This is a genomic window from Altererythrobacter sp. TH136, assembly GCF_007065885.1.
GTDB lineage: Bacteria > Pseudomonadota > Alphaproteobacteria > Sphingomonadales > Sphingomonadaceae > Tsuneonella.
On the sequence record NZ_CP041409.1, the window covers coordinates 1,225,048 to 1,248,117 of the forward strand.

General features: G+C 60.6%; 18 protein-coding genes, 2 tRNA genes and 1 pseudogene. 9 read left to right on the forward strand and 12 right to left on the reverse strand.

Going from position 1 to position 23,070, the window contains the following annotated elements:
- Positions 1-1,069 precede the first annotated feature (1,069 nt).
- Complete coding sequence (locus C0V74_RS06000) at positions 1,070-2,830, forward strand: AAA family ATPase (protein ID WP_168194163.1); 1,761 nt, start codon at positions 1,070-1,072, stop codon at positions 2,828-2,830.
- 299 nt (positions 2,831-3,129) lie between these two features.
- On the opposite strand, the gene C0V74_RS06005 is transcribed toward C0V74_RS06000, so the two are convergent.
- The 3 genes from C0V74_RS06005 to C0V74_RS06010 all read right to left on the reverse strand — a co-directional run bounded on the left by C0V74_RS06005 (position 3,130) and on the right by C0V74_RS06010 (position 5,060).
- Positions 3,130-3,462: a hypothetical protein gene (locus tag C0V74_RS06005; RefSeq protein WP_143251037.1), complete on the reverse strand. Its 333-nt coding sequence runs from the start codon at positions 3,460-3,462 to the stop codon at positions 3,130-3,132.
- A 462-nt stretch (positions 3,463-3,924) separates the two neighbouring features.
- Positions 3,925-4,056, reverse strand: a complete 132-nt coding sequence (locus tag C0V74_RS13260; protein ID WP_282595938.1) for a hypothetical protein — start codon at positions 4,054-4,056, stop codon at positions 3,925-3,927.
- An 8-nt stretch (positions 4,057-4,064) separates the two neighbouring features.
- Entirely contained in the window at positions 4,065-5,060 is a 996-nt protein-coding gene (locus tag C0V74_RS06010) for a WYL domain-containing protein (RefSeq protein ID WP_143251038.1), read from the reverse strand.
- 121 nt (positions 5,061-5,181) lie between these two features.
- On the opposite strand from C0V74_RS06010, the gene C0V74_RS06015 reads away from it, so the two are divergent.
- Entirely contained in the window at positions 5,182-5,676 is a 495-nt protein-coding gene (locus C0V74_RS06015; protein ID WP_143251039.1) for a hypothetical protein, read from the forward strand.
- 27 nt (positions 5,677-5,703) lie between these two features.
- Here the strand turns inward: C0V74_RS06015 and C0V74_RS06020 are convergent, their stop codons facing one another.
- Positions 5,704-5,901 (reverse strand): hypothetical protein, encoded by a 198-nt coding sequence (locus C0V74_RS06020; RefSeq protein WP_143251040.1) that lies wholly within the window; start codon positions 5,899-5,901, stop codon positions 5,704-5,706.
- A 345-nt stretch (positions 5,902-6,246) separates the two neighbouring features.
- Here C0V74_RS06020 and C0V74_RS06025 point away from each other — a divergent pair, with 345 nt between their 5' ends.
- The 3 genes from C0V74_RS06025 to C0V74_RS06035 all read left to right on the forward strand — a co-directional run bounded on the left by C0V74_RS06025 (position 6,247) and on the right by C0V74_RS06035 (position 12,089).
- Entirely contained in the window at positions 6,247-8,358 is a 2,112-nt protein-coding gene (locus C0V74_RS06025; RefSeq protein ID WP_143251041.1) for a DUF262 domain-containing protein, read from the forward strand.
- A 322-nt stretch (positions 8,359-8,680) separates the two neighbouring features.
- Entirely contained in the window at positions 8,681-10,441 is a 1,761-nt protein-coding gene (locus C0V74_RS06030; RefSeq protein ID WP_143251042.1) for a helix-turn-helix transcriptional regulator, read from the forward strand.
- A gap of 502 nt (positions 10,442-10,943) precedes the next feature.
- Positions 10,944-12,089, forward strand: a complete 1,146-nt coding sequence (locus C0V74_RS06035) for a DNA methyltransferase (protein WP_143251043.1) — start codon at positions 10,944-10,946, stop codon at positions 12,087-12,089.
- Here C0V74_RS06035 and C0V74_RS06040 read toward each other — a convergent pair.
- The 3 genes from C0V74_RS06040 to C0V74_RS06050 all read right to left on the reverse strand — a co-directional run bounded on the left by C0V74_RS06040 (position 12,086) and on the right by C0V74_RS06050 (position 13,682).
- The gene (locus C0V74_RS06040; RefSeq protein ID WP_143251044.1) at positions 12,086-13,042 is read right to left on the reverse strand and encodes a hypothetical protein; all 957 of its coding nucleotides are present in this window, start codon (positions 13,040-13,042) and stop codon (positions 12,086-12,088) included. The genes C0V74_RS06035 and C0V74_RS06040 overlap by 4 nt on opposite strands.
- A 427-nt stretch (positions 13,043-13,469) precedes the next feature.
- Positions 13,470-13,545 (reverse strand) — tRNA-Thr (locus tag C0V74_RS06045).
- Positions 13,546-13,608: 63 nt separating this feature from the next.
- Positions 13,609-13,682, reverse strand: a tRNA-Cys gene (locus C0V74_RS06050).
- Positions 13,683-13,795: 113 nt separating this feature from the next.
- Between C0V74_RS06050 and C0V74_RS06055 the strand changes: the two genes are divergently transcribed.
- Positions 13,796-14,569 carry a thioesterase family protein gene (locus C0V74_RS06055; RefSeq protein WP_143251045.1) on the forward strand — a complete coding sequence of 258 codons (774 nt, stop codon included), beginning with the start codon at positions 13,796-13,798 and terminating at the stop codon, positions 14,567-14,569.
- Here C0V74_RS06055 and C0V74_RS06060 read toward each other — a convergent pair.
- Genes C0V74_RS06060 through C0V74_RS06070 form a run of 3 tightly spaced genes read right to left on the reverse strand, consistent with a single transcriptional unit; the run spans position 14,566 to position 17,296 of the window.
- Positions 14,566-15,369, reverse strand: coding sequence for a crotonase/enoyl-CoA hydratase family protein (locus C0V74_RS06060; protein ID WP_143251046.1), 804 nt, complete (start codon positions 15,367-15,369; stop codon positions 14,566-14,568). The two genes, C0V74_RS06055 and C0V74_RS06060, sit on opposite strands and share 4 nt — an antisense overlap.
- Before the next feature lie 50 nt (positions 15,370-15,419).
- Positions 15,420-16,151, reverse strand: coding sequence for an acyl-CoA dehydrogenase family protein (locus C0V74_RS06065; RefSeq protein WP_210413460.1), 732 nt, complete (start codon positions 16,149-16,151; stop codon positions 15,420-15,422).
- A complete protein-coding gene (locus C0V74_RS06070; protein WP_143251047.1) occupies positions 16,148-17,296 on the reverse strand; it encodes an acyl-CoA dehydrogenase family protein in 1,149 nt (382 codons plus the stop codon). The genes C0V74_RS06065 and C0V74_RS06070 overlap by 4 nt, the downstream gene beginning before the upstream one ends.
- A gap of 99 nt (positions 17,297-17,395) precedes the next feature.
- Here C0V74_RS06070 and C0V74_RS06075 point away from each other — a divergent pair, with 99 nt between their 5' ends.
- From C0V74_RS06075 to C0V74_RS06085, 3 genes are read left to right on the forward strand one after another with little or no spacing between them, the layout of a single operon-like run.
- A complete protein-coding gene (locus C0V74_RS06075; RefSeq protein WP_143251048.1) occupies positions 17,396-18,196 on the forward strand; it encodes a crotonase/enoyl-CoA hydratase family protein in 801 nt (266 codons plus the stop codon).
- The gene (locus C0V74_RS06080) at positions 18,193-19,410 is read left to right on the forward strand and encodes a CoA transferase (protein WP_246844980.1); all 1,218 of its coding nucleotides are present in this window, start codon (positions 18,193-18,195) and stop codon (positions 19,408-19,410) included. Before C0V74_RS06075 ends, C0V74_RS06080 begins: the two co-directional genes overlap by 4 nt.
- Before the next feature lie 59 nt (positions 19,411-19,469).
- A complete protein-coding gene (locus C0V74_RS06085) occupies positions 19,470-19,655 on the forward strand; it encodes a DUF3606 domain-containing protein (protein WP_131622510.1) in 186 nt (61 codons plus the stop codon).
- 51 nt (positions 19,656-19,706) lie between these two features.
- Here the strand turns inward: C0V74_RS06085 and C0V74_RS06090 are convergent, their stop codons facing one another.
- A complete protein-coding gene (locus C0V74_RS06090) occupies positions 19,707-20,480 on the reverse strand; it encodes a class II aldolase/adducin family protein (RefSeq protein ID WP_143252190.1) in 774 nt (257 codons plus the stop codon).
- Positions 20,481-20,886: 406 nt separating this feature from the next.
- A pseudogene (locus C0V74_RS06095) lies at positions 20,887-22,881 on the reverse strand (heavy metal translocating P-type ATPase); the annotation flags it as partial.
- Positions 22,882-23,070: the final 189 nt, after the last annotated feature.

A 23,070-nucleotide genomic window follows, 5' to 3' on the forward strand; every position in this document is an offset into this window, starting at 1 on the left:
CCACAACACAGGACCCACAAACAACTACTCTCCCCGCTCCACCTCGAGGTGCGCTAAATCTACCGGCGATGCTGCACCCCCAGTACATGGCGCTCTTGGGCTCGAGACTGGATTGCCCCAGGGCGCACTTTCCGAACCGCTTGGATCGCCTCTGCTGGTTGCCATCCAAGTTCGACAAGGAGCCGCGCAGCGAGAGTTCCAGCTCGGCCGAGGCCGAGGTTGCAGTGAAGGAACACAGCACTTCCGCTGAGCAAGAGCGATCGGATTGCGGCTCCGTGCTGGCGCCATCCCTCTTCGAACGTCCTCGAAGGCGCAGACATGTCGCGCACCGGCAGGTGGTACCACGCGAGGGACCGTTCCCGCACAGCGGCGCCGAGTTGCGGCACTCGGAGCGCGTTCAGCTCGTCGTCGCCCAGCAGAGTGACGACTGCAGCCGCGCCCCAGTGAGCAACCCGGTCCAGATCCTCGACCAACGACGCAACTTTTCCCGGACAGGCGCCGAGTGCGATCCGTCCCCGGGATGGCCCGACTTCAATAAACGGTAAGCCTACGCCTAGGCCCGCAGTGCTTCTGTTTTCATCTCTTTCCATGCGACCCTTCTACTGGAGCGACACGACAATTGCGGTCGCTGTCCATTTCACTCGTCATTTTTCCCCATCGAAGTCAGATGATCCGTGTTCGGGCGCCCTGCGATACGTGTCGTACGGCGTTAAAAACGACCGCCTTTGTCGTGTCGGTGTGTGATTCAGGCTTTCCCCAGAGGAGAGTCGCCATTTCCAGCCGCTACCGCCGCCAGATCGAAAAGCTTCCGCAGAGCATGCCCGTCGGCGAGCGCATTGTTCTGGGACAAGTCGCCGCGCGGTCCCTGGCTACCGTTTCTCCGTTTACTCTGAGGCATCGCGGCACAGAGGTCCTCGATTTCGTCGATCGGATCGGCCGTGAATTCGGAGTTCCCGCTCCAGCGGACGAGGTACGACAGTCTCGCGAAGGCGACCCCGACCTAGATTGTAAGCTTAGCCAGCGGCTCAATGCCCTACAGAAGTGCTTGCCCGCGCTGAGGAGCACTGGCTTGGACAAGCGCCTGCACTGGCTCTCGGTCACGGTGGGCTTGGATCGCCTCGATACCGAAGTTCTCAAGCACTTGGTCCGAGCTCACATCTACGAGCCCTATGGCACGCTGATGAACTTCTTCGGCGAAGGCCATGCCGGGCGGGGCGAGGTGAACATCGAGGGTCTTGCCGCGGCCACCGGCCGGCAGCCGCTGCTTATCCATCGTCGCCTCGAGGCGCAGTCGTCGTTGCGCCAGGCCGGCCTGGTGCGCGACTGCCGCGGCGGCGACTACGGTACTACTAACTTTGCGGTCCGTGTTGCTCGGCTGCGCAGTGTGCAACCAGCTGTTCTCGCTAGGCACATTCTTTCCACGGCTCCGCCTTCTTCACTTGAGTGGGCTGACTTTGGTCACCTGGGCGAGCCTGCCGAGCTGGCCAAACAGCTGATTGTCGAGGCAGCCAGGCGTCGCTGTGGCATCAACATTCTGCTCTATGGCCGCCCCGGCACCGGTAAGTCAGAATTTGCCCGGGTGCTTGCCGAAACTGCGAGGCTTCACCCGGTCCTGGTCGGAGCCACCGATGAAGAGGGAGGTGAGCCCGACCGCTCCGAAAGGCTTGCCCACCTCGCTGTTTGCCGCTCGTTAGTGCGCGCTTCGCCGAGGCATTTGTTAGTCGTCGACGAAGCGGAAGATCTGATGATCCGCCCGGTCTTTGGTCTTAGGGACGGCGGCAACTCTAAGCTCTACCTCAACCGGCTTGTGGAGAGCTCCACCTCACCAACGGTGTGGATTGTCAATCAGCCTGATCTGCTCGGAGGTCCGGTGCTCCGGCGTATGGCGCTGGCGCTGGAGTTCAGCCTGCCGTCTCGAGCTGTGCGCAGGCGAGTGCTTGAACGCTTGGCCATAGCGGAGGACGTTCCGTTCCGCGCTGCGGATCTTGCCGGTCTGTCCAAGATCGAAGTGGCTCCCGCGGTGTTGGCAAGCGCTGTTCGCGCTGCTGCTTGGACCGATAAGGAGCCACACACGGCCGCACTTGCCGCAAGATCCATTCAGAAGGTCATGGGTGGCTCGATCCGCCCCGACGACGATCGGGTTGCCGATTTCGACCCTTCGCTTTCTGAAGGGGATATGGACCTGAACCGGCTGGTCGATCGGCTCGCCCGTGCCACCAGCCAAGCATGGTCTCTTTTGGCCGCCGGCCCACCTGGGACAGGCAAGAGCGCACTTGCCCGCCACATCGCCGCACAAGCAGGCATGGATGTTTTGGAGCGGCGCGCTTCGGACCTTCTGAACATGTTCGTCGGCGGCACCGAGAAGGCGATCGCTGAAGCTTTCCGTGAGGCCGCTGACACTAAGGCGATGCTCATCATCGATGAGGCTGACACCCTCTTGCGCAACCGCTCTCTTGCCCAGCGCTCCTGGGAGGTGAGCATGACAAACGAGATGCTCACTTGGATGGAGCGCTCTCCTACTCCCTTCGTGGCCACCACGAACCTTCGCGAGTCGCTAGATCCGGCGACTTCAAGGCGCTTTCTCTTCAAGGTGGAGTTGCAGGGTCTCACCCCCGCAAAAGCGCGCCGCCTTTTCCAGCATTATTTCGGCAGCGAGCCGCCGAGCACTCTCGATCACGTTCCGGAGCTTGCCCCAGGGGACTTCGCCCTTGTGGCCCGCAAAGCGCGTCTTCTCGGGATCACCGAACCGTCCCGCCTGGTGGAACTACTGGAAGTCGAAAGCCTCGCTAAAGGAGCTCGTCATGAAAAGCGGATCGGCTTCGGATTCTGAGGAACTGACCTGCGAAGTCACCACCCCCTAAAAAGCTTCGTCCTCCTCAGCGGGCCAAGTTCCGAAGAAGCCTGAAAGGATCATCCGTGACCTTAATCCAGTCCGCGAAACCTCTCACGCCCGTCAAAGCGTCTTGGTGGCTAGAGGCTGTCTGCGCCTTGGACAGCCAAGCTCCGGGCTTTGCTGGTGCTGCGCTTAAAGCTTCAGACGGCAGACGGCAGCTTATCGCCGCCGGCTTGTCGACTGCGAGGCCGCATCTCCTGCAGACCGATGAGAGAGGTCGGCGTGACCGAACGAACTTACACCCACTCGAGCGGGTCAGACCGGGCGAAGCATCGGAATTGCTGCTGTCGGGCTCCGCGCGCGAGATAGCATCGCTGACATTGGGCAGTTGCCCGCCCGGCTTCCGGCGCCTTTTGAACAGCGCCGGCCCCCAGCCTCAGCCACGCCAGTTCTACCCTCGCCTCCACTCCATCCTCTCGGCCCCAGAGAAACGGCCACTCGCCCGCGTCCTGCTTCACACTCAGCAGCTGGACATGGATCGCCTGAGGACTCTCGAGCGCCTGCCTGCGCTGTTCCTCCGCCCGGGCGTCGCGGAGCAGATTGAACACATTCAAGTTGACGATCTTCACGCCGTCCTGGACGTCATTCGGGCTGTGTGCCCCGATGCGACCGACGCTGCTTTACGGGAGAGCGCGAAGTCGCTCAGTCGAGGGAAGTCACTGCCCTGGTTTGTGGACACTTGGCTGGCTCGGGCCAAGCTTCCGGCCCCTCCGGTAGCAGGAGACGATCAGGTTAGGCCTCTGACGACGGTGAAGGAGATGAGGCGAGCCGCGGCGGAGTTCCGCAACTGTCTGCGAACCCTGACCATCCCGGCCCTGAAGGGGGACCTTTTTTTCTACGAGTGCACAGAGACCCGGCCAGCTGTGCTTGCCGAGGTGGCGAGGCGCGACGACGAGTGCTACTTGAAAGGCGTTCACACGGTTGGCAATCGGCCTGTTCCTGTACGCGCCCGCCGCGTTGTAGAAACTTGGTTCGCTAATGCGGGTCTGAAGCGGCGGGTGGATCAAGGAGCGGACGTCTGGCGCTTTGTTTCATACATGTGCAACGAGCACGAACGGCAATCCAGGAGGCGTAGGCACGGCGATGACTTGGATGACTTGCTGGCGGAATTCGATGCTGAATTTGACCACCTTTTCTAGCTGCGCGACCGCCAGCCGCAGCATCAAAGCTTCTAGCAATTGGGTCCTGAGCGTCTGTAGCGGCACCTGATGGCTTCTACCTCCGCCAGCAGTATCTTCTTCAGCTCCGGCGGCTCAAGTACCATGACCGCACCGCCCCAGGTCATGAGGTGGCGAGCGATCTCAAGTAAGCCGCCTGCAGTAAACCGGACTTCGATCTCTCCGCTGGGCAAGCGTTCGACTTCTTGTGAAGGGTGGAACAGGAATCTCTCGACGGAGGGCGCAACTTCGGCGTCGAACCGAACCCTGATGGCGCGTGGTTCTTCCTGAAAGGCTCCGAACGATCGGGCGGCGTAGGAAATCAGGTCGAAGTCTTCGGGCGGTCCGTTGCAGGGAGCGCCGAGGTCTGCCTCGGAGATTCGATCCAGCCGCCACAGCACCGGGTCCTCGCGCCCAGCCTCAGGACCTACCAAGTAGTACGCCTTGCCGTACAGGAAGCCGTACGGTTCGACGGTCCTGAGCGCGGGCGCTCCTGCGGGTCCGCTGTAGAAGAACGTCGCCTGGCAGCCCGAGAGCACTGCCTTCCGCAAAGTGTAGAGTGTGTCACTGTTCGTCAGCGGCCGGGGACCCGCTTGGGTGGCCATTACCTGAGTGCTTGTCAGTGCCTCAAGGTCCGGCTCGACGCGTCGGCGAACCGCCGGGCGCTGTGCCGATTTGATCTTGCCGGCAACCGACCTGAGGAGGCTTGCGCGCGCCTCTCCCCCTGAGGCTTCCAGCGCAGCGGCGGCTGCGTCCAGTTCGGCCAGCTCCTCCGCCGTCGGCGACTGCATGAAGCTGTCCAGCCCGCCTGAAATGCGGAATCGTTTCTGCCGGCCGGACGTAATCTCCTCCATCTGGGGGAAGATGACTCTGAGGGCGTCTCGCATGCGCTCCGCCGTGCGCCTGTTGGCGCGCAGCATCTCGGCCATCTCGTCAAGGGTGTACCCCTCTCCGCTTCCGGCGAGGGCCTTGGCGAGTTCCAGTACTTTGACGGTGTTGTAGTGACGCACCAGCTGCCCCCCACTCGGCAGAGGTTGCCAAGGCGTGATGCTGGATAGTCCGTTGACCCCAAGCCGAACAAGACCGTTTCTGTCGTATAGGCCGCTTAGAGCGTCGTCAGGAGGTGCTGGCGTGGAAAAGAAGACACTGGTCGGGTTCAACTGCTTCCGGCGAAATCTCAAAGACCAGGCGGGCAGCTTTCGAGTGTGGTCCCAGACCCTTGACGAGCGTCTGGCAAGGAGCAGGGCTCGGAGGGAGGCGAAGGAAGCGGAGGCGGCGGCATCCGGGCCCAAGCTTCAGCAGCCGACGCTCATCATTCGCCTGATGCCCGCGGTTTACCGGCCTATTCCAATCAGTGTCCGCGTCGGCACAGCCGCGGTTAGCTTCGGGTTGAACGTTAGCTTTGTTCAACATCCGAAGCCTTTTGATGCCGACGGTCGTCTAGCCGAGGATTGCCGGCGAGCAATCCTCAAGGGCGCGCTGGAAGCTTCCGAGCACTTCAGGATGCGTATGTGCCTCCAATGGGCGGAGGGGGAGTCGACTTATGTCGAGCCGGACGGCAGCTACAGAGACTTCGACGCTGCTCCAGGCCGCGGCCTGAAAGTTGGTCTGGGATGCGCGATCTGACCCTTAGCAGGTGCGAAGGGCTGGATGCTATTCCTCGACCTTCGACCAGTCCTGAAGCTTGTCGGGGAGTTCTGCTTCGAGCTCCGCGGCCCAATCATCTGGTATCTCGCCATAGCTGCGGATGATGTAATTTTCACGGGTCAACGAGAGACCATCACGCGCTAAGCCCTTCAGGATTGGATCTGCATTGACCTCTTCTTCTGACAAATGGTCGTCTTCCGGCATGCCGATTTCCTACGCGATTTTCCTCGGTGCAGATTGGCTTACTTTTAGCCGAAATGGAACGCTGTGAGTAAGACAGGACGATCCATGCTGTCTTGCGTGGGGGCTAGTTGGCTGCTCGTGGGTGGGACGGTCAACTTTCCCTTGTCTAGTAGGATTGACGGGCGCGGCGCATGAAGCGCTCAGCTTCAAGGTGCGGCAGCTTAGGTCTGTGAGCGTCGCGTTTGTAGGTAGAGAGGCCGGCATTGGTGGAACCCCAGTTCGCGATCTAGCTTGGCATAACGGAGCCGTTTGGGGCAGTACAGAGGGGTCTTCCGATATCTAGAGCACAGCGCTCAGGGGGAACCCTTGAAACCATATACGCGATCGATCATCGAACTGTTTGACGGCAAAAAGCGCTACTTAATCCCGCTGTACCAGCGACAATATGCGTGGAAGATCGCGCCACAGCTCGACCTACTTTGGGAAGATATTGAGCGCGCGGTTCGCTACTTGAATACTGACAGGGCCGCATTGACCCCTCATTTTATGGGCGCGATGGTAATTAGCCAGGTCAAAACCTACGGAAAACAGGTCCAAGCATTTGAGATCATCGATGGCCAACAGCGCCTCACGACGTTTCAGCTCTTGCTTTCGGCTCTGCGAGATGTCGCAATCGCCAATGGTTCAAAATATGGCGCAGAGCTCGGCAAATACCTGCTCAACGACGGAGTAATGGAAGAACCGCACGTGGAGCGGTACAAGCTCTGGCCTTCCTTGATCGACCGACGGGCTTTCGTGGGGCTGATCGATCCAGATGTTGAACTGGACACGATCGCGGAAAAGCCGCTGGACGAGGACGGAGTGGTCCGTCGGGCCGCTGGTGCCCAAGCCTATTTCAAGGGAAAGATCGAGGCTCACGTTAAGGTAGCCGGCGTATTCGATGAGGACCGCCTGGAGACGTTGTTTGAGGCCTTGAAGGAAGGCCTTGCGGCGGTCTCGATCGAGCTTGAAAGTGGGGATGACGCTCAAACCATTTTTGAAACCCTCAATAGCCGCGGGGTTGATCTAACCGCAGGCGATTTGATGCGGAACTTCATATTTCAGCGCGCGAAGGGGCTCGGCCTCGCTGATGGGTCGCTAATCGTTGACAAGCTTTATATGAAGCACTGGTTGCCGCTCGATCGTGCCTTTTGGAACGAGCCGGCTTCTAGGGGGCGGCAGGTGCGCACTCGCCTGGATTGGATGTTGACTGATCACCTCTCGACACAGGTTGGCGACCTAGTGTCGGTCGACAATCTGTTCGAAACCTACAGGCGCTGGATTTTGGATAAGCGTCCCTTCGACAACGTCATGGAGGAATTAGAGTCCATTTCTGCCACCGCGGCCGTTGAGAAGCGGCTCTTTGAGCAGGATAAGCAGGATGCCCTTGGTCGCTTCGGCCGCTTTGCGGAGGCATTCGATGTGTCAACCACAATGCCTCTCGTCGTCTACCTTGCGACCGATCCCGACGTTGCTGACCGGCTGGAGGACGCGCTTCAGGCGCTCGAAAGTTACATCTTGCGCCGCGACATCTGCGGGCTGACTACCAAGAACTACAACAAGTTGTTTGTCGGCCTGATTGGGCGCCTCCGCGCCGCAGAAGGGGACAAGGTCGCCGCCCTGATCACCTTTCTTTCCTCGAGGAAATCCGAAATCGACGTTTGGCCGGACGACACCGCGTGGATGCAAGGCTGGCTCGGCCGTGATCAATACAAGGGTGCCCGACAGGCACGACTACGATTTTTGTTCGAAGCCATCGAGCAAAAGAAGCGGTCAACCCTCAACGAAGAAATAGATATCAAATCCGCCCTTACCATTGAGCACATCATGCCTCAATCGTGGCAGGCCTCCTGGCCTGTGCCTGGTTTCGACCACCTCGAGACCGACGAACTTGATCCAGATCTCTTGCTCCGGCAGGCCGAGCGAACCGGCGCGGTCAACAAGCTGGGAAATCTCACCCTCCTAACCGGTGCCTTAAATACGACGGTCTCAAACGGGCCCTACTCGGTCAAAATGCCGGCGCTCCGGGCGCATTCAAGCCTGGCGCTAAACCGGGAGCTCAATGCCTTCGATGTATGGAATGAGGATACGATCGCGAAACGCGGTGCGGCGCTTTTCAAGGTCGCACAGCAGCTGTGGATGGCGCCTGAGCCCCAAGACAATGCGCTCAATTGGGAGACCTTGATCCAACAGCAGAAAGCTGGGCTGCCTGCGAATGGGACGGCCTGCCGCTTTCGGTTTGGAGGTCAGGAATACAGGGCGACGGTATTCGACGGCGCAATGCAGGTTGAAGGTCTGGAAGGATCATTTGGGAGCTTCTCAGCCGCGTCGAAGGCCGTCACTCAGACAAGCCGCAATGGTTGGTTCGACTGGCACTTGCTCGATGAGCATGGTGATTGGACGCTAGCCGACGACTGGCGGAAGATCGCCACTTCTTAAGTCCGTCTCCTAAGCCGCGCCCTGCGCTCGGCTGGGCAAGAGGCGGTAGAACCCCGATCCAGTGCGCCTTGTTCGATAGCCACGCCCTCACAGGAAAATGGGTTTGACCGCGGTTCGACCGCACTCGTTTTAAGGCGCGCCTTTCCTAGGACGTTGATCTCTGTTCGCTTTTTGTCCCATAGCAGCCGTCGAGTGTTCAGCAGGCATTTTGTGCTCAAAAAGCGGGTGCGTTGGAGGCGATATATGGTGATAAGGCCACCCGCCGGGTTGTGTTCGGCAATGGAGCTACAGAGCGGTTCGGAGCGAAATTAGGAACGAAGTGTTGAACGATTTGACGTCCACCAATGCCACTTTTCAGCAGCGTCTTCGGGCCTTCCGGAAGGAACATGGCCTCAGTTTAGATCGCTTGGCAGACCGCATCGGGACAAAAGCCTATACAGTCCGGCGTTGGGAAATCGGTACTTCGCGCCCCGATCGCGAAGCGGCGAACGCACTCGCTGCCATAGGTTTTGGTCCCATCTCCGATGAGGAAACAAACCTGTCCTCTCGGTCACGAGGCTCGGCTGCTTTGCGTTCAGAAGGTGGCGGGGGTCCTCAGGCTACATCGGCGATCGCCCCGGCACTTTATGGAGCGACATATCCCGCGTGGGTCGCAAACGGACCACAAGATCAAGAAGCGTTCTATGGGAAGCTCGTTGAACTGCAACTCTCCGGGATCGCTGACGGCGCGCGCCTGTCCCTAATCGACGAGTTTGAGCAAGGCAAACAGACAGCGCAGGCCCTCCTTGAGTCTCCAAAGCCCACGGCAGCAAGTTGGAATTCAAACTACGGGTCTCACGGCTGGCATAGATATGTCGGGCGCTTCCCTCCACATGTTGTGAGGGCGCTGCTGAATCACTTTGGGGTTGGTCCGCAATCTCTGGTCTGCGACCCTTTCTCCGGAAGCGGGACAACTGCTGTCGAGTGTCGCTTGCTGGGCATCCCTTTTGTCGGCGTTGAGATTGGAGCCCTTTCTCACCTTATGGGAGAAGTTAAGGCCAAGTTTCCAAAGGATTCAAAGATAATATCCCTCCTTGCCGATAGCTTCGAGGCGTCATTTCGGGCGGCCGAGAAGATATTCCTTGAGAAAAAAGGTCGCTCGTTCAATGTAGCGGATGTGCTGGCTCGTAAAGGAAATACCGTCCCGAGCTTTGCAAACATTGAAAAGTGGTTCACGCCAGAAGCATTTCTCGGAGTATCTCTTACTGTTGAAATTGCACAGTCTCTGAATGCGACGGAACGAGACCTTACCTTGGTTGCCTTATCGGCTAAGATGCGCAGTATCGGCAACGTGGACGTTGATGTGGTGCGTGCAGAGTACAGCAAGGTACCTCGAGAGGGTGTCGACGTTTGCAAGTTGGTGAGTCGGCATTTGCGGAAGATGGCTTCAGACGTGCAGAAAATGGCCATTACGCACGCATCGACCATAGGTGATGCAGCTAGTATCCGGCTCATTGAAGGTTCGGCGTTATCAGTCGACCTGCCGATTGCCTCAATTGATGCAGTAGTCACATCTCCGCCCTACGGCGTGGAAGCCTTGAGTTACCTCAGAACGCACCTGCTTTCATATCGCTCATTAGCAAGCATCCTTCGTCATGACCCCTACGATGTACGAGAGCAGACGGTGGGGTCGGAGTATCTTGAGGAGTCAGTGGTTCCCGAACTTCTGGAAGTTGCGGGTACATCTCCGACATTCCGTGAATTCTTTGCACGTCCTACTGAAACCGAGGACAAAAAGTCCCGTCAGCGACGCGCCGGCATGATCAAGTTTTTCGAGGACATGCATCTGATGGGCATTCGGTTGGCAACCTGGCTTAAGGACGACGGAAGAGTCGCGTGGGTAATAGGAAATAAGCGCCTCGGCGATCGCGTAATACCTACTGACAAAATAATAGAAGAGTCGTTTCGAGCAAATGGTCTCGAATTGTACGACGTGGTACGCCATAAGTTGAAGACGAATAATAGCAATTCTCAGGTCCCTTGGCAGGAAAGAATTATCCAAGAAGAAGCGATTATGCTCTTTAAAAGAGTTCCCCGCCGGTGAAGCGTTGGACGGAGGGGTATGTTCATCTGCGAATGCGCGAAACAATCAGGAGTGCTGGCTTCCAGCTGATTGCCGGGGAGTTCCCAGGGGGAAGCGATCATGAACTTTATGCATTGAATGTGACCGACCCAAGCGTTGCGAGGGATTTCAGCCCAGATCCTCGCCGACACAGTGCAGGTGAGCTCATCCCCGATCTAGTTGCGTTGAAAGGCAGGGCCCTTCTTATCGGAGAGGCAAAAGTCGACTACGACGAGGCGGATCGCGGGAAGCTTCTTACTCTAGTAACTTACCGTTTGGCTGATCTTTATCTAGCATTGGAGAAGTTTGCTCTCGAACGCGGATTCCCTGAGTTGTTACCCTTAGACACATTGGTCCTGATGCCTACGCTGGTGTTCACGAGCCGGCGGAAGATGAACGTATTACCGGCGGATGTTTCGTGCTTGATCCTGGACGCTGATGGCAGCTCATCTTGCACGGGGTCTCTGGCTGAGGTCGCTCGCTAATGAGCGCGCCGGGTGCGGAGTCAGTGCGGTCAAAAGTACTCAATGCAGATTGGAATTTCTGGAACACCGACACGGGATATTTGACCCACTCTGCGCATCGCTACTCGGGCAAATTCATTCCGCAGATCGCGCGCCAGGCGATCGAATTCTTATCCTCACCCGGGGACTTAATAGTCGATCCGTACTGCGGGTCCGGCACGACACTTGTGGAAGCAGGTCTGGCCGGCCGACGGGCGATTGGGATCGACATGAACCCCCTCGCCGTGCTTATCGCGTCTGTAAAAATTACGCCCGTCGAGCTCGCGTCGCTGAAGGAATTTGGTCGTCGTATGCGGGCGACGATCGCCCAGCTCCCCGGCGAAGGATTATTTGCTGCGCCCACATTGATGCGAGATGAGGGCGACGCTCGGCTTGATGACCCATGGTTCAGGAAATGGTTTCAGCCTCAAGTCTTGCGTGACCTTATTGCGATTCACAACTCTATTATGGAGGAGACAGACGCCCGACTGCAGAACATTGGCCTGACGGCATTCAGTGACATACTCCGCCGCGCAAGCAACGCTCACCAAGGCTACCCAAACGTCATGTTCGACAAGCGGGGAGGCGAGCGCCCACGACCCGGCCGATATTTCCTGAAAGCGATCGAGCTGCTGATTGAGCGCGTCGGCGGGCTTTCACAAGAGGGGAACTGGGGAGACATTCACGCCACAAAAGGTGACGCGAGGAATCTTTCTCTGAGTGACAAAGTAGCGCAGGCGGTCGTCACACACCCACCCTACGTCGGGTCTATTCCCTACGCGGAGTACGGAACACTCAGTTTAACTTGGCTCGGCTATGACCACAAGGCGCTTGATCGTGAACTCACCGGGGGTCAGCGTCAGTCCAGAACCGTACTTGATCGTTTCACAAACGACTACGCGAGGATGATCGCCGAATCTTACCGCATCACCCTCGACGGTGGCTTTCTATTTGTCCTCGTGGGAAATCCAACGATTAAGGGACAACTCATCGATCTCACGGAGATGACGCGTAAACACGCAGAGGCCGCTGGATACGCAGAAGTGGCAATCGCAGTGCGCTCAGCCGAAAATCGACGAGCTAATAAGATGGGCGACGAGACTTTGCTGACCTTCAGACGCGCTTAGAGGGCGTCCCTGGCGATCAAGCCGTCTTTAAACATAATCCCTTCCGCGGCATGCTTGAAAAGCCGTATGGCCTTGCGGCGCTGATTTGCGGCAGCCGTAACCCACATCCTATGTGTGATATTAGGGAACCAAAGAATCAATGCCCGATCAGAGTGCTCCGCAATATAGAGGTAGTGGTATAGGATCGCCATTCCTGTGTAGGGATCCGATCTAATTTTCTTCATACCCACATTATAGACGATAAGTTCTGCAGAGGCGATTCCGGCCGCGGCTGGATTCACACCATAACCGGCAAAAAAGGTCTTTTGAGTTACGATCTCAACAGATCGAGGCGGTAGATCATACTCTTTTGCCCGTTTGACTGTGGCTGCGAATTCGCCCCGCTCCTTGAGCATGCGGATGTGTATCTTCGATTCCAGCATCTGGCGGTTCAAATGGGCGATCGATGCGTCGGCCGGGATGTCTAGAAGGGTACCCACGTACTCCTTTACATCATCGTCTTTTTGGCGGTCCCGTCGAACCTCGCAAGCTGCATCGACAGGCCAATTGATGGTGGTCAGCGCGGTCTTGGTCACTCGTGTCATTGCATCAAGTGCGCCGAACAATCTAAGATTCATGTATCGTGGGCCTTGGGTTTGGCCCCCATGCTTTCGAGCCTTATAAGGACCAAAATAGAGGCACGGCACTCGGTGTTCCGCAGCAGCCGCCAACCTCGCAAAGCGCTGTCCCACATTATGACCACTTGGAACTTCTACCGTTTCCTCAACCACCAGAATTGGCCTGCCATCCCTCAGCAGAACGATGTCCGGTCGGTCGTAGCTAAGGACTCCCGCAGCCGCAGCGATACCCTTTGCATCACTTATAGCTATTTCATCAGCGTTCTTCAGAGCTGGATGGAGATTCTTAAACCACGCCGCCTCGTGCGGCTCATCGAACAATACGGTATATACCATGAGACCCCCATGTCGTCGGGGGTTGTTGTCGCACGGCGATGCTCAGCGTCAAGGTCCTAATACCGCAGCAATGCACGGCCCTACAGCGGATACCACTATTCATTCAGCCGTCTTGTGGGGCCTCGCGTCTGTGCAGGGCCACTACGAGCGTGCGTTCTCGCGGCTAAGCACTATAACCCTCGGATGCTTTCGCCACCCGACCAGCCGCGCGCTATAAGAGTCGCAGCCGTATGGCTAAATTGGATCGACCTTTAAACCGAATGCCGGGCGCAACCAAACAGCATCGCGGCCCCTTAGCAAGGCAGCTGAGCCTGCGTTGAGTGGGTCGACCCAAAAGACTGCCCAAAGCGCCCCAAACAGGACCCAAGCGGCCGACCCAGCCGAACGACCGTCCCCCTTAACCCTCTCGAATTGCCTGTTGAAAGACTGGTGCCGCTTACAGGACTCGAACCTGTGACCCCATCATTACGAATGATGTGCTCTACCAACTGAGCTAAAGCGGCACTCGGGCGGGCCATTAACGCCGACGGCGGTTTGCCGCAACGCGTCTGTTGTCCGCGACAATCTGGAGGCCCGAGCCGGAATCGAACCGGCGTGCGAGGATTTGCAGTCCTCTACGTAACCACTCCGCCATCGGGCCCTAGCATGATAACGGCCCCCACTCGCGTGGAGGAAGCGGCGCCCTAGCGGCTCGCCGCGCGCAACGCAATCGGGACTGGCGAATGGTTTGCGTTTCGCTATGCAACGCAGCCTATGCGTTTTGCCAACCTGATTGATGCGGTTCCCGCTGACACTCGCCCAGTCACCCTGTCGGGTGCGGAGAACTGGATGCAGGGGCGCACCCTGTTCGGCGGCGCATCGGCCGCGCTGGCGCTGGCGGCGGTGCGAAAAGCCATGCCCGATTTGCCGCCATTCCGGGCCGCGCAAGTCGGCTTTGTCGCGCCGGTCGGGGCGAACCTGTCGTTCAAGGTCGAGATGGTGCGCCAGGGCCGTAACGTGACCCAGGTGCGTAGCGATATCGCCAGCGACGGCAAGCTCGCGCTCACCGCGCTGATGCTGTTTGGCGAAAGCCGGGAGCCGAATGCGCTGCACCCGGCGAGCAAGGTCGATCAATGGCCAGGAGCGCCGGAAGACTGCGAGGGCGTGCCAAGCCCGACCAACTTCTTCACCCAGAATCTTGAGATTCGCCGCGCGCAGGATGAACGGGGCAAGGGTCCGCCGCTGGTGCGCCGCTGGGTCCGTCTTGCCGACCGTGAGGGACTGGACCCGGTCATCCAGGCGATTGTCCTGGGGGATGCGCTGCCGCCCGGATCCATGCGCGCGATGCAGCGCCAGGGGCCGCTGTCATCGATCAATTGGAGCTTTAACCTGCTCGATCCTGACGCGCGCACCCGCGACGGCTGGTTCCTGGCCGAAGCCGCCAGCGATCATGCCGACCACGGATACTCAAGCGAGCGACTCAGGCTGTGGAACGCCGATGGCGAGCAGGTACTTGCCGGGATGCAGGCGGCCGCCATTTTCGGCTAGACGTCTTCGTAGGTCGCTTTCCGCTTCTGCATTCCGGCCATCACGGCTTCCATCTGGTTCTTCGATCCGAGCAGCGGGTGTTGCTCGAGGCTTTCTTCCATCAGCAAGTCGGCGGTGTTCTTGTCCGCCATCGCGTTGATCAGGCGCTTTGCGCCGCGCATCGCGTGGGGGTTGCGGTCGGCGATGGTGCGCGCGATTTCGTTGGCGCGCTGAAGCGGGTCATCCTCGACGTAGGTCGCCAGACCGATCACCTGGGCTTCCGTCCCGGTAAACTCCCGGTTGGTGAAGGTCAGTTCGCGCAGCACATCGCCCCGGATCAGGTCGCGCCACAGGGCGATGCCGCCCATGTCGGGCACCAGGCCCCAGCGCATTTCCATGATCGCCATGCGCGTATCGGGCGCGACCACGCGCACGTCTGAGCCGCTGGCAATTTGCAGACCGCCGCCGAAGCACACGCCGTGAACCGCGGCGATGACAGGGACCGGCAGCTTGCGCCACTGCATCGCCACCTGCTGCGCGCGATTGGCATTGCCAAAGGTGCGCTCTGTCAGCGGGGGCTCGTCACCGCGTTCGCGGCCGAAACTGGATAGATCGAGGCCGGCACAGAATGCGCGCCCCTCACCCGCCAGGACCACGCACCGCAGCCCCTTCATGTTCTGCAGCGCCTGTCCGGCCTCGATCAGCCGATTGAACATCTCGCCATCGAGCGCGTTCATCTTGTCGGCGCGGGTCAGCCGGACCTGCGCGACGCCGCCGTCTTCAAGATCGATGGAAACCCGGTCATTTGCGCGAAAATTCATGCCAGCATCCTTGTCCTTTGCTGCACCGTCGCCCAACGCCGGCGCGCTGTCTAGCTTTCGCCGAACAGCCGCGCCCGGGTCCAGTCGAGTACGGGCGCGTGGCTGACGAGCAGCGCATGGCCGAGTTCGCGGTTCCAGCGGGTCTCGGAACCCAGGGCCGCGCGCCATTCATGCAACCGCCCGGTGTAAAGCTGCAAGTCGTATTCTGCGCTGATTCCGATGGCACCGTGCACGGCGTGAGCGGCGTTGGCGATGCGAGGGGCGGCGGAGGAGGCGACCGACTTGGCCACAGCGATGCGCAACCGGTCGGGCGGCTCACCGGCAGCGGCAAGCTCAACAGCGAGGCGGATGGCGACACAATCCTCCGCCATGACCGCGAGCTGCTGCTGGAGCGCTTGCTGCCGGCCGATCGGCTTACCGAATTGGCTGCGCTCCCCGGCGTAGGCGGCGCTCATCGCGAGCACCCGGTCCGCGGCACCCGACAGGGCTGCGGCGAGTAGCAAAACCTCAGCTTCGGCACAGAGGCCGGCCCGGGCGACCATGGCCTCGCCGATCGCAATCGGGGCCGCGTTGCGACCGAGCGCGCGCCATAATTGGGCGGCGTCGGCCACTGACATTCCGGCGCCGCCTGCGGTTTCGAGCACGAGCGCGTCAAGGAACCCCGATTGCTCGACCTCCTCGCGCTCATGCTGCCATTCCGCGCCCGCGTCGATCGCCCGCACTCGGTCGGCCGGAAACAGCAGCGTGAGCATCCGCTCGAACGGTTCGAGGAACTCTGTCACCGCAGGCCCAGCCCCCGCGCGATGATCCCGCGCAGGATTTCTCGCGTTCCGCCGCGCAGCGAGAAGCTGGGAGCGACGCGGGTAACGTACGTCAACGCTCGCGTAAGATCCGCGTCGACCGGCTCATCGTGGCTCGCTAGATCATCGGCGATTGCCAGCGGCAAATCCTGCTCGAAAGCCGTACCCAGGTCCTTGACCAGGCTTGCCTCGACCACCGGGCTCTCTCCCGCCGCGAGCCGCGCGGTACAGGCGAGCGACATCGCCCGAAGCGCCGCCAGCCGCGCAACGAACCCGCCAACCAGCGCGGCGGTGGCATCATCGGTGCGGCCGGCCTTGCGCAAGTGCGCCAACCATCCGTCCAGCAACACCAGGCTAGAATAGATCCGTTCAGGACCGCTGCGTTCAAATGCCAGCTCGGCGGTGACCTGCGCCCAGCCCTGCCCCTCGGCGCCGATCAACGAGTCCCCCGGCAGCTCCACGCCATCGAAGAAAACCTCGTTGAAGTGCTCGTCACCGGTCAGATCCTTGATCGGGCGGATGGAGATACCCGGCAGCGACAGGTCCACGATCAATTGCGACAGGCCGGCGTGGCGGTCTTCCGGCCCGCCCGACGTGCGAACCAGCGCGATCATGTAATCGGCATACTGGGCCCCGGTGGTCCAGATCTTTTGACCGCTGAGCCGCCAGCCTCCGTCGACCGGCTCCGCGCGGGTGCGCACAGCGGCAAGATCGGACCCGGCGCCAGGTTCACTCATGCCGATGCAGAACAGCGCGTCACCATGGCAGATCCGCGGGAGGTAGGATTGCCGCTGCGCCTCCGTCCCGAAGTTGAGGATCAACGGCGCGCTTTGCCTATCGGCGATCCAGTGCGCGCCGACCGGAGCGCCGGCTGCCAGCAGTTCCTCCACCACGACAAATCGAGCGAATGGCCCCTTCCCGCCGCCGCCATACTCCTGTGGAAGCGTCAGGCCGAGCAGGCCCGCCGCGCCCAGCTTGCGGCTGAACTCAGCATCATGCCCCATCCACGATCGCGCGCGCTGTTCCAGCGACAACGCGGCGACGACCTCCTGCGCCAGGGCACGGACCTGCGGGCGAAGCGCGTCGTCCTCTGGCGGGATAGCTGCAAGGGTCAGGCTCTCGAACACGTCGCGCCCTGTCTGCGCGAGCGAAGCGTGGACGGCAACGGGAGAATTGCTCAGCGGTCGCCCGCCCCTTACAGCCGGTACAAAGCGAAAGGAGCGGGCATGGGTGATTTCCTGAGGATCGAACGCAATGGTGCGGTGATGACCGTCACGATGGATCGCCCCGAAGATCGCAACGCAATCACCGATCCTGACCAGAGCGCGGAATTCGTCGAATTGACCGAAAGCCTTGCGCGCGACCGTTCGATCCGTGCGCTCGTGCTGACCGGTGCCGGAAAGTCGTTCTGCTCCGGGGGAAACGTGAAGGCGATGCGAGAGGGGACCGGGATGTTCTCCGGCTCCCCGTTCGATCAGCGCAACCATTACCGCACGACCGTTCAACGGATCGGCCGCGCCTTGTGGGAGCTCGAGGTACCGGTCGTCGCGGCGATCAATGGCCATGCCATCGGCCTCGGCTTTGACATCACGCTGATGTGCGACATGCGGATCATGGCGGAAAGCGCGGTGGTCGCCGAAAGCTACGTGAAACTGGGCATTATTCCGGGGGGCGGCGGCGCCTGGTTGCTGCCCCGGGTGATCGGCTATGCCCGCGCGAGCCAGATGACGCTGACTGGCGATCCGGTGGACGCACAGACGGCGCTAGCATGGGGGCTGGTTAGCGAGGTGCATCCGGCTGACCGGCTGCTCGCCCGGGCGCAGGAGCTAGCCCAAGCCATCGCTTCGAGCCCCGGCCACGCCACTCGCCTTGCCAAACGGATGATGCGCGAAGGCATGGATCAGAAGCTGGCCACTCACCTGGAAACGGCGGCGGCTTACCAGGCTCTGTCGCACCATACGGATGACCACAAGGAAGCTCTCGACGCCTTCCTCGACAAGCGCGCGCCGGAGTTCAAGAACCGGTGAGCGGTGCGCTTGACGGTATTCGCGTGCTCGACTTGTCGCGCGTGCTCGCGGGACCGTGGTCGACGCAGATCCTCGGAGATCTGGGGGCAGAGGTGATCAAGGTGGAACAGCCGGGCGCCGGCGACGACACCCGCGCCTGGGGGCCGCCCTTTTTGGCGCAGTCAACGGACTCGGCGTATTTCTCCTGCGCCAATCGCAACAAGCAATCGATCGCAGTGGACATCGCCACGCCCAAAGGCGCCGAGATCATTCGGCGGCTTGCTGCGACAGCGGATGTGGTGGTGGAGAACTTCCGCGTCGGCGGTCTCGCCCGTTTCGGGCTCGACTATGACAGTCTGGCAGCGATCAAGCCCGATCTTGTGTGGTGTTCGATCACCGGGTTCGGGCAAACGGGTCCCGATAAGGACCGCGGCGGATACGATTTTCTGATCCAGGGCCTCAGCGGACTGATGAGCGTCACCGGCGCGGCCGACGGTCCGCCGATGAAAGTGGGGGTGCCGATCAGCGACCTCACGACCGGGCTTTACGCGGCGATCGCTATTCTCGCCGCGCTGCGCCACCGTGACAATACCGGCCAGGGGCAGCGGATCGACCTGTCGTTGCTCGAAGCGCAGCTCGCGGTCATGAGCAATCAGGCCGCCAGCTGGCTTAACGGGGGCACGGAACCGGGACGCCTCGGCAACCAGCACCCGAACATCGTTCCATATCAGGTATTCACCTGCGCCGATGGCGACATATTGATTGCGACCGCCAACGACCGGCAGTGGGCCAAACTGGTCCGGGTGCTTGGCCTTGATGCCCTGGCGGACGCTCCGCCATTCGCGACCATGAGCGTTCGGAGCGCCAATAAGCACGCCCTGCTGGCGGCGATCGAACCGGTGTTGGCGGGCTGGTCGTCGGCGGAACTCGTCGAAGCACTGAATAATGCAGGCGTGCCGAGCGGCCGCGTCAATACAGTGCCCGAAGCTCTAGCGGCGCCGCAGGTGAAGGCACGCGGCCTCGTCCGTTCCATCGAACGCCGCGATGGCAGCGAAGTCCGGTTCGTGGGCTTTCCCGCGCAGCTCTCCGCCACACCGGCAAGCTATCGCCGGGCACCTCCACGCGCGGGAGAGGACACTCGCGCCATTTTGCGTGACGTCCTCCACCTCTCTGAGGCGGAGATCGGACGGTTGTTTTCCACCGGCACCGTTGCACACGGTTTGGCGGACGACTGAACCCCTCGGCGGAAACTTACGCGAATCCCGTGAGTTAACCTGCCGGAAGGAGACTTGTGATGTCGGACGACAAACAAGATCGCGGCGGGCAGGATCGCGCACGCGTCGCAGGCGAACAAGGCTACGAAGTTCGCTATTTTGCCGAAAAGCATGGGATCAGTATCGATCAGGCACAGGAACTGATCGACAAGCACGGCAATAGCCGCGAAAAACTGGACGCAGCCGCGGGCGCGCTTGGCCGTTAACGCAACGCGGGTGCGTCCGCCACCGGGCGACGCCCTACCGCATACGCCGCGTTAGTTGCGGTAGCTCGGGTCGATGCGGTCGAGCTTCCGCAACAACGCTGGCCAGGCAAGCGCCTGCGCAAGTGCGCCCATGCCCTTCGGATTGCTTTGCTGCTCAACCTTCTCAGGGGTACCCTGCGGCGGGTTGTAGAGATGGTCCCGCCCCGCGGCGAGCATGTGCACCTGAGCTTCACATGCCCGCTCCAGGAAATAGAGCCGCACGAAGCATGCGCCGACGCTATCCCCCACAGCGAGAGTGCCGTGGTTGCGCAAGATCATCGCGTTTTTGGTGCCGAGATCCTGCACCAGCCGCTCACGCTCCTCCAGGTCTGTCGCGATGCCTTCGTACTCGTGATACGCGACATCGTGTGCAGCTATCATCGCTGTCTGGGTGTGCGGCAACAGCCCCCACTCCATCGCCGATACGGCCTGACCGTGCGGGGTATGCAGGTGCATCACGGCGTGCGCATCGTCACGAGCCATATGGATGGCAGAGTGGATGGTGAACCCAGCCGGATTGACCGGATGTTCGCTCTTGCCAACGGGCGCACCATCGACATCGATCTTGACCAGCGAGGATGCGGTAATCTCTTCGAACATCATGTCGTACGGGTTGATCAGGAAGTGATGTTCGGGACCCGGCACGCGCGCTGACAGGTGCGTGAAAATCAAGTCATCCCAACGGTAAAGCGCGACAAGGCGATATGCCGCCGCCAGATCGACCCGCGCGGCCCACTCTCCGGGTGCCATGTCATCGTTCGCCTGGGTCATGTTCGCCGTTGCCATCGTGCCATCCTTTGCCGAGCTATCGTTCATGTGTCAGCATAAGCGCACTCGCGGAGCCGAGTCACACAGGTTTTAGGGGAGACGCAAAAAAGCCCCACTGTCTCCAGTGAGGCTATTACGTAATTCAGAACCACCTGATGGTTGCGGGGGCTCGATTTGACCGCTGTCGAACTCGGATCGTTCTGTGACCGCTTTGCGCCCCCAATCAGGACATTCGAAGGTCTCAAAGATAGACCCGAAAGCTGCCCCTCAGCGATCTTCTGACGCGCATGGAGCCATATTAGACGCCGCGCCGCTGCGCGCCCGCACGACATGTTGAAGCGAAAACCAATCAGAGGTCACACTCGCTCCTTGGCGGCTTAGCCACATAGGGCAACAAAAGTATCATTTCTCCTTGCCTCTGCAGTCAGGCGGAACCTCCTACGACCGCCCTCGGGTCACGGTATCCGAGTAGTCGCAGCGCATTGATCACCACTAATAAGGTCGATCCCTCATGCATAGCTACAGCAGGACCGATCCCGAGTCCGAAAATCGTGGCGGGCACAAGGATGGCTACCACTCCGAGGCTGACGAAGACGTTTTGCCTGATGACGGAGCGGGTGCGGCGGCTGAGCCCCACGGCGAACGGAAGGTGCGACAGGTCATCCGCCATGAGCGCGACGTCTGCGGTTTCGAGCGCGACGTCGGACCCTGCAGCGCCCATGGCAATCCCGACCGTCGCGCTTGCCATAGCCGGCGCGTCGTTCACGCCGTCCCCCACCATCGCGACCTTGCCCTCGGCGCTCAGCTTCTTGATCGCGTCGACCTTCTGCTCGGGCATGAGATCGCCCCAGGCTTCGTCCAACCCGACCTCGGCCGCGACCGCCTCGGCGGCACGCTGATGATCGCCAGAGATCATGATCATTCGGGTAATGCCGAGAGCGCGTAGCGTCGCGAGAGTTTGTTTGGCGGCCTCACGAGGTGTGTCGAGCAGGCCAATAACGCCAAGATCGATCTTGGCCCGACGCACGATCATCGTTGTGCGACCCTTTTCGCGAAAACCTTCGACGGCCGCCTGGGCCTCTGGAGAGAGCGGCGGAATTCCTTCAGCGCCGAACATTTCCGCCTTGCCAATGAGCACCGTCTGTCCATCGAGCATGGCGCGCACACCGCGGCCAGTGAGACTTTCGAGGTCGGACGCGGCCGGTATCGACGTATCTCCCAGCCGCTCCCGCCCACCCTTCACGATGGCTTCGGCCAGAGGATGATCACTCAGGCTCTCGACCGCTACGGCCGTAGCGAGCAGGTCAGTTTCCGAAGTGCCGCCAAGCGGGAGAAGGTCCGTGATCCTCGGCTCACCCTTAGTGAGCGTGCCCGTCTTGTCGAAAGCGATCGCCGTCAACGAGCCAAGGTTTTCCAGTGGCCCCCCTCCTTTAACCAGCACGCCGCCCCGAGCGGCGCGAGCTACCCCGGACAGAACTGCGCTAGGGGTGGCGATCGCAAGCGCACAGGGGCTCGCTGCCACCAGGACCGCCATTGCGCGATAGAAGCTATCGCGGAATGGCTCGTCGACAACCACCCATGCAAATAGCAGCAGCACGGCCAGGACCAGAACCGCAGGCACGAAGAAGCGTTCGAATTTGTCCGTAAACCGCTGCGTGGGAGACTTCTGCGTTTCGGCTTGGCTTACCAGCTTCACGACCTTGGCCAACGCGCTGTCGGTCGAAAGCCGCGTCACCTCAATTTCGAGCGTTCCGCTACCGTTGATCGTACCGGCAAATACGCGATGTGCCGCTTCGACGCGCTCTGGCGCTTCGCGCGCTGTTGCTGGGTCGCTGACCGCCCGCTTGTCGACCGGCATGCTCTCGCCGGTCACGGGAGCCTGATTGACGCTGCTGTCACCGAGCACCACGAAACCATCTGCGGGTAGCCGCTCGTTGGGCTTCACCAGAACTACGTCGCCGATGACCAGTGCCTCTACTGGCACCTCCAACGTCGCACCGTCGCGCCGGACGACAGCGGTCTTCGGTGCCAATTCAGCAAGTGCTTCAATCGCGCGCTTGGCACGACCCATCGCGTAGTGCTCCAGCGCATGCCCCAGGCTGAAGAGGAACAGCAGGAGCGCGCCTTCAGCCCAAGCGCCGAGCGCGGCGGCGCCAGCTGCGGCGACCAGCATGAGCGTGTCGATTTCGAACCGCTTCTGCAGCAGGTTTCGGAGAGCCTCACCGGCGGTGAAGTAACCGCCCAAGGCGTAGGCAGCGATGTAGCACGCTAAGGGTAACCAGCCAGGCGCGCCGGCGACCAGCTTTTCGATCGCGAAGCCGATGCCAAGGGCCGCTCCGCAAGCCAGGGCAAAATACAGCTCCGTGTTCGGACCGAGGATGCCCCCATGCGCATGGTCTTGGCCATCATCAGGTCCATGACCACCCGGTCCATGTGCGTGACCCTCGTGGCTGCCGATCTCGGGCAAGCGTCCAGTGCTCGATGGAAGGTGAGGTTCAGCTACGCTTGCCATCAAGTTGTCTCCCTCACCAATTTCGCGGCAGGTTGCGCTTGGAGAACCGAAACCCGCGGTTTCACTGCGCGCTCACAAAACCTTGCGGGCCCCGCA